The organism is Roseomonas sp. GC11, from assembly GCF_024437745.1.
Classification (GTDB): Bacteria; Pseudomonadota; Alphaproteobacteria; order Acetobacterales; family Acetobacteraceae; genus Pseudoroseomonas.
In genome coordinates this window covers 1-5,868 of sequence record NZ_JANFNY010000150.1, presented here as the reverse complement: position 1 = coordinate 5,868, position 5,868 = coordinate 1, and the positions used below count along the sequence as shown (strand labels likewise).

General features: G+C 73.7%; 5 protein-coding genes and 1 pseudogene. 5 read left to right on the top strand and 1 reads right to left on the bottom strand.

Annotation, left to right across the window (positions count from 1 at the left end; genetic code table 11):
- Nucleotides 1–40: 40 nt before the first annotated feature.
- Together rsfS and NON00_RS23905 are read left to right on the top strand one after the other, a co-directional pair.
- Nucleotides 41–541 (top strand): annotated as a pseudogene (gene rsfS, locus NON00_RS23910) (ribosome silencing factor); the annotation flags it as partial.
- 218 nt (nt 542–759) lie between these two features.
- Nucleotides 760–1,209, top strand: coding sequence for a 23S rRNA (pseudouridine(1915)-N(3))-methyltransferase RlmH (locus tag NON00_RS23905; protein ID WP_256025298.1), 450 nt, complete (start codon nt 760–762; stop codon nt 1,207–1,209).
- A gap of 85 nt (nt 1,210–1,294) precedes the next feature.
- On the opposite strand, the gene NON00_RS23900 is transcribed toward NON00_RS23905, so the two are convergent.
- A complete protein-coding gene (locus NON00_RS23900) occupies nt 1,295–2,329 on the bottom strand; it encodes an AbrB family transcriptional regulator (protein ID WP_256025297.1) in 1,035 nt (344 codons plus the stop codon).
- Between the two features lie 355 nt (nt 2,330–2,684).
- On the opposite strand from NON00_RS23900, the gene NON00_RS23895 reads away from it, so the two are divergent.
- Genes NON00_RS23895 through lpxK form a run of 3 tightly spaced genes read left to right on the top strand, consistent with a single transcriptional unit; the run spans nt 2,685 to nt 5,734 of the window.
- A complete protein-coding gene (locus NON00_RS23895) occupies nt 2,685–3,404 on the top strand; it encodes a lysophospholipid acyltransferase family protein (protein ID WP_256025296.1) in 720 nt (239 codons plus the stop codon).
- A 10-nt stretch (nt 3,405–3,414) separates the two neighbouring features.
- Entirely contained in the window at nt 3,415–4,740 is a 1,326-nt protein-coding gene (locus tag NON00_RS23890; RefSeq protein ID WP_256025295.1) for a 3-deoxy-D-manno-octulosonic acid transferase, read from the top strand.
- Nucleotides 4,741–4,744: 4 nt separating this feature from the next.
- On the top strand, nt 4,745–5,734 hold the full coding sequence (lpxK, locus tag NON00_RS23885) for a tetraacyldisaccharide 4'-kinase (protein WP_256025294.1): 990 nt from the start codon (nt 4,745–4,747) through the stop codon (nt 5,732–5,734).
- The last annotated feature ends 134 nt before the right edge of the window (nt 5,735–5,868 follow it).

Below are 5,868 nucleotides of genomic sequence, written 5' to 3'. Positions count from 1 at the left end.
AACGGACAGATTGTCCATGGAAGCAGGACAATCCGCCGGGATGGCCGCCAGGGCCACGCGCGGCGCCGCCGTGCCGAAGGCGGCCAGCCGCGCCGCCGCCGCCAAGGTGGCCCGGCCCGCCGCCAGCGTGACGCCGAAGCCCGCCGCCAAGCCGGCCAAGGCCACCGCCGCCAAGCCCGCCGCGACGAAGAAGCTGAAGGGCCCGAAGGCCGCGAAGCTCACCCCGCCGCAGATCGACGCCATCGTGCAGGCCGCCGTGCGCAGCCTGGAGGATGACAAGGCCGAAGATGTGGTGGTGCTGGATGTCGCCAGCCGCGCCGCCTTCGCCGACCGCATGATCGTCGCCACCGGCCTCGCCGACCGGCAGATCCAGGCGATGGCCGGGCATCTGGAGAAGACGCTGGCCGAGCATGGCATCCGCCGCATCCGCACCGAGACCTCGCCGGACTGGGTGCTGCTGGATGCGGGGGACCTGATCGTCCACCTGTTCAAGCCCGAGGCGCGCGCCAATTACCGCATCGAGAAGATGTGGGGCCCGGACAGCCCGCCCCCCGGCGAGGACAGCACCATGCCCGCGCCGCTCCCCCCCTCGCTCCCCCTGGCTGACGAGATCGCCGAGGAGGAGGAAGATGATCTGGATGACGACCTGATCCTCTCCGGCGCGCAGGTGAATGGCGGCAGCCTGCACCATGACGACGAGGATGAGGAAGACGAGGACGAGGATGACGAGGAGGCGCGGGGCTGAGCCGCGCGCCCCTGCTGGTCTCCGTGGGCCGGATGAAATCCGGCCCGGAGGCGGATCTCTTCGCGCTCTACAATGCCCGGCTGCGGCCGCCGCTCGTCCTGCGGGAGATCCCTGAGGCGCGCGGCTCCGCCGCCGAGGTGCGGCGGCGGGAGGGCGAGGCGATCCTCGCCGCCCTGCCGCCGGCGGCGCTGGTGGTGGCCATGGACCTGGGTGGCCACAGGCCGGATAGCGAGGGCCTCGCCGCCCTGCTGGAACGCTGGGAGCAGGCGGGCAAGGGGCTGGCCTTCGTCATTGGCGGCGCCGAGGGCCTGGACCCCGCCGTGCAGGCCCGCGCCGAGCAGCGGCTTTCCCTCGGCCCGATGACCTGGCCGCATTTCCTGGTGCGGGGCCTGCTGGCCGAGCAGCTTTACCGGGCCCAGGCCATCCGCGCCGGCCACCCCTATCACCGCAGCTGGCGCCCCTGAAGGCGCCCCCCCTGACGGCGGGGTCTGGGGAGGCCCTGCCTCCCCAGCGGAAGGGGTGCGGGGAAGGCGGCGCCTTCCCCGCCCGCTACAGATAGCCGCCGCGCCGCAGCAGTTCCGCGCAGGGCTGCACCAGCACCGCCGTCAGCGCGATGCGGACGAGGTGGAAGGCGACGACGATCGGCACATCCAGCGCCAGGGTCTTGGCGGTGAGCGACATTTCCGCGACGCCGCCCGGCGCCGTGGCCAGGATGAGGGTGGCCAGCCCCAGCTCCGCCCCCCAGGACAGCCCGAGCGCCAGCACGGCGCAGAGCGCCGTCAGCAGCAGCACATGCAGCACCGCCGCCAGCAGCAGGCGGGTGCCGCCGCGGAAGGCCCGGCGCTCGAACTGCGCGCCGAGGGCGGCGCCCATGCAGAGCTGCGCCGCCGCCGTCATCCAGGGCGGGATGCCGCTGAGTTCATGGCCGCTGGCGGTCAGCCCCAGGCTGACGAAGAGGGCGCCGAGCAGCCAGGCATTGCGGATGTTCAGGCGGATCAGCACCCAGGTGCAGGCGCCGCCGAGGGCGAGCATCAGCGCCAGCCCCGGCCACCAGAGCGGCCGGGCCAGCGCCGCCGCCGGGATCTGCCCGGTGATGCCGAGCGCGGCGAAGGCGCTGGGCAGGATCACCACCACCCCCACCACGCGCAGCATCTGGATGACCGCGACGGGGATGGGCCGGGCGCCATAGGACTCGCCGAGCACGCTCATTTCCGCCACACCGCCGGGGATGGAGCCGAACAGCGCCGTGGGCCGGTCCAGCCGCCCCAGCCGCGCCAGCAGCGGGGAGAGCAGCACCCCGATGGCCAGCGTCGCCAGCGCGGCGCCGAGCACCAGGGCGGCATGTTCCGCCAGATGGCGCCCCGCCTCGGGCGTGAAGAAGAGGCCGAGGGCGGCGCCGATCAGCAGCAGGGCGGCGTTGCGCGCCGGCCTCCAGGCGCGCAGGCCGAGGCCGCAGAGCTGCCCGGCGGCGGTGGCCGTCATGGCGCCGAGCAGCCAGGGCAAGGGCGTGTGCAGCCAGGCGAAGAGCGCCCCGCCCGGCGCCGCCAGCGCCAGGCAGAGGAGATAGGGCAGGAGGCGTTGCATATCCCGGCCAGCCTAGACGCGGCCCGCCAGGGGCAGAAGGCGCCACCGGCCTTTTTCCGCCCGGCGGCTTCTGGAAAACCCGGCCTTGGGGGGGCTTTGCCCCCTCACCCCCCTTTCTTTCCCTTGGGCAGGGGACAGGGTCCCCTGCACCCACCTTCAGTTGGCTCTGACAAATGGGTTTCCAAAGGCCTCAGGCCTTTGGTCGGGAGAGTTTGAGAGGGGCGAAGCCCCTCTCAAGATCATGCGCCGCAACGTGTCGGCCGGGTTACGAAAGGCCAAGCCCGCGCCCGGAGCGTTTCCGTCGCGCCGCGAGCCATGCTAGGGGCGCCTGCGTGACCGACCGTAACACGCCGCCATGCTCCGCTCCCTGATCCGCCACCCGAGGACGCAGGCCATCCTGGCCGGGCTGCTCGGCGCCTATCTGGCCCTGTGCTACCGCACCACGCGGTGGACCCTGCTGGGGCATGAGCACATCGCGCCCTTCGCCAGCACGGGGCGGCCGGTCATCGCCGCCTTCTGGCACGAGCGCCTGCCGATGATGCCGATGCTGTGGACGGCCACCCACCGCCTCTTCCCCGGCGCCAAGGACTGGCGGCCGCATGTGCTGGTCTCCCGCCACCGGGATGGGCGCTTCATCGGCGCGATCGTCGCGCGCTTCCGGCTGGTGATGGTGCATGGCTCCTCCACGCGCGGCGGGGCGGCGGGGATGCTCGGGCTGCTGCGCGTGCTGCGCCAGGGCAGCCCGGTGGCCATCACCCCCGACGGCCCGCGCGGCCCGCGCCGCAAGGCGGCGGAGGGGGTGGCGCAGCTGGCGGCGCTGGGGGGCGTGCCGATCCTGCCCGCCGCCGCCGCCACCACGCGCCACCGCCTGCTGCCCAGCTGGGACCGCATGATGCTGCCCCTACCCTTCGGCCGCGGGGTGCTGGTCTGCGGCGCGCCGGTGGCGGTGCCGCGCGAGGATGCGGCCAGCGCCCTGCCCGCCATCGAGGCCGGGCTGAGCACGGCCTGCGACGCCGCCGATGCCTGGGTGCGGGAGGCCGCCGCCGGCCGCCCCGCCGGGGGGATGCGGCTGTGAAGGGCCGCCGATGAGCCTCGGCGCCGGGGCGGGCCGGCTGCTCGGGGTGGCGCTGGGGCCGCTGCTGCCCTTCTGGCTGCGCCGCCGCGCCCGCATCGGCAAGGAATTGCCGGATCGCCTGGCCGAGCGCCAGGGCTGGCACGCCGAGCGCCCGCCGGGAGCACTGCTCTGGCTGCACGCCGCCAGCGTGGGGGAGACGATGTCCCTCCTGCCGCTGATCGGCGCCCTGCTGGAGCAGCGGCCGGGGCTGCGGCTGCTGGTCACCACCGGCACCGTCACCGCCGCCACCATGCTGGCGCAGCGCCTGCCGCCCGAGGCGTCGGGGCGGGTGACGCACCGCTTCGCCCCGCTCGACGTGCCGCGCTGGCTGGCCCGTTTCCTCGATGGCTGGCGGCCGGATGGCGCCATTTTCGTCGAGAGCGAGCTGTGGCCCAACCTCTCCACCGCCCTGGCGCGGCGCGGCATTCCGGCGGTGCTGGTCAATGCCCGCATCTCGCCGCGCTCCGCCCGGCTGTGGCGCTGGGCGCCGGGGCTGATCGGCCAGATGCTCGGCCGCTTCCGGCTGGTGGTGGCGCAGAGTGCCGAGGATGCGGAACGGCTGCGCGCCCTCGGCGCCGCGCGGGTGGAGCATTGGGGCCACCTCAAGGCCGCCGCCGCGCCGCTGCCGGCGGACCCGGCGGAACTCGCCCGGCTGCGCGGGCTGATCGGCGCGCGGCCCGTCTTCCTCGCCGCCAGCACCCATGCCGGGGAGGAGGCGGCGGCGCTGGAAGCCCACCGCATCCTGAGGAACCGCTTCCCCGACCTGCTCACCCTGATCGCGCCGCGCCACCCGGCGCGGGCGGCGGAGGTGGCGGCGCTGGCGGCCCCCTATGGCGGCGTCACCCGCCGCAGCGCGGGCGGGCAGCCGGATGCCGGGTGCGATATCCACATCGCCGACACGCTGGGCGAGATGGGGCTGTTCTTCCGGCTGGCCGGGGTGGCGCTGCTGGGCGCCACGCTGGTACCGAAGGGCGGGCACAACCCGATCGAGCCGGCGCGGCTTGGCTGCCCGCTGCTGATCGGGCCGCATACCGGGCATGTGCAGGCCCTGGCGGCGCGGCTGCTGGAGAGCGGCGGCGCCCTGCCGGTGCGCGATGCGGCCACGCTGGCCGAGGCCGTGGCGGACGTGCTATCGGATACGCGTCGCGCCCAGGCCATGGCCCGGGCGGCGGCATCGGTCGCCGAGGATGCCTCCCACCTGCCGGGGAAACTGGCCTCCGCGATCCTCGACATCATGCCCGCCGAGGCCGGCCCCGCGCCGGAGACGGACGGGCCCAGGGAGAAGGACAGGTCTTAGCAGGATGCGTGCCCCCGGCTTCTGGAGCGGGGGCAGCGGGGGAATTGCGCCCCTGCTGCTGTCCCCCATCGCCGCGATCTACGCGGCCGCCACCGCGCGCCGCGTGGCCCGGCCGGGCTGGCAGGCGCCCGTCCCGGTCATCTGCTGCGGCAACGCCACCGCCGGCGGTGCCGGCAAGACCACGGTCGCCCTCGATCTCGGCCAGCGCCTGTCCAACCGCGGCGCCGCCACCCATTTCCTGACGCGCGGCTATGGCGGCCGGCTGAAGGGCCCCGTGCTGGTGGACCCCATGCAGCATGACAGCCAGGCCGTGGGGGATGAGGCGCTGCTGCTCGCCGCCTCCCGCCCCACCTGGGTGGCGGGGGACCGCGAGGCCGGCGGGCGCGCCGCCGTCGCCGCCGGGGCGCAGGCCATCGTCATGGATGACGGGTTGCAGAACCCGGGGCTGGAGAAGGATCTCTCCCTGCTCATCGTCGATGGCAATTATGGCTTCGGCAATGGGCACATCATCCCCGCCGGGCCGCTGCGCGAGCCGATCGCCGCCGCCGCCCACCGCTGCCGCGCCGCCGTGTTGATCGGCGAGGATGAGGCCGGCGCCGCCGCCATGCTGCCGCCCGGCCTGCCCGTGCTGCGCGCCCGGCTGGTGCCAGGGCCAGAGGCGAAGCTGCTCCAGGGCCAGCCGGTCTTTGCCTTCTGCGGCATCGCCAACCCGCAGAAATTCTTCAACAGCCTGACCCAGTGCGGCGCCGTGCTGGCCGGGCGCGTGCCCTATGCCGACCACTACCCCTTCGATGCCGGAGACCTGCGCGACCTGCTGGAACAGGCCGAGGCCCTGCGCGCCATCCCGGTGACGACGCGCAAGGACTATGTCCGCATCCCGCCCGCCTTCCGCAGCCGCGTCACCGTGCTGAGCATCCGCCTGCAATGGGAAGACCCCACCGCCATCGAGGCCCTGCTCGACCCGCTGGCCCAGCGGATTCCCGTGCCGGCCTGAAGAGGGCATGAAGCGGTTCTTTTTTGAAAAAAAGAACCAAAAAACTTTTTTCAGTTGGCGTCCCGCCTCAGGCCTGAGGCGGGTCGCCAAACTGAAAGAAAGTCTTTTTTCTTCTTTTTCTTCAGAAAAAGAAG

What these genes read in the sequence shown, in the direction of transcription:
- lpxK (WP_256025294.1), top strand. Translation starts at nt 4,745, where the DNA reads ATGCGTGCCCCCGGCTTCTGGAGCGGGGGCAGCGGGGGAATTGCGCCC.
- NON00_RS23900 (WP_256025297.1), bottom strand. Translation starts at nt 2,329, where the DNA reads ATGCAACGCCTCCTGCCCTATCTCCTCTGCCTGGCGCTGGCGGCGCCG.
- NON00_RS23890 (WP_256025295.1), top strand. Translation starts at nt 3,415, where the DNA reads ATGAGCCTCGGCGCCGGGGCGGGCCGGCTGCTCGGGGTGGCGCTGGGG.
- NON00_RS23895 (WP_256025296.1), top strand. Translation starts at nt 2,685, where the DNA reads ATGCTCCGCTCCCTGATCCGCCACCCGAGGACGCAGGCCATCCTGGCC.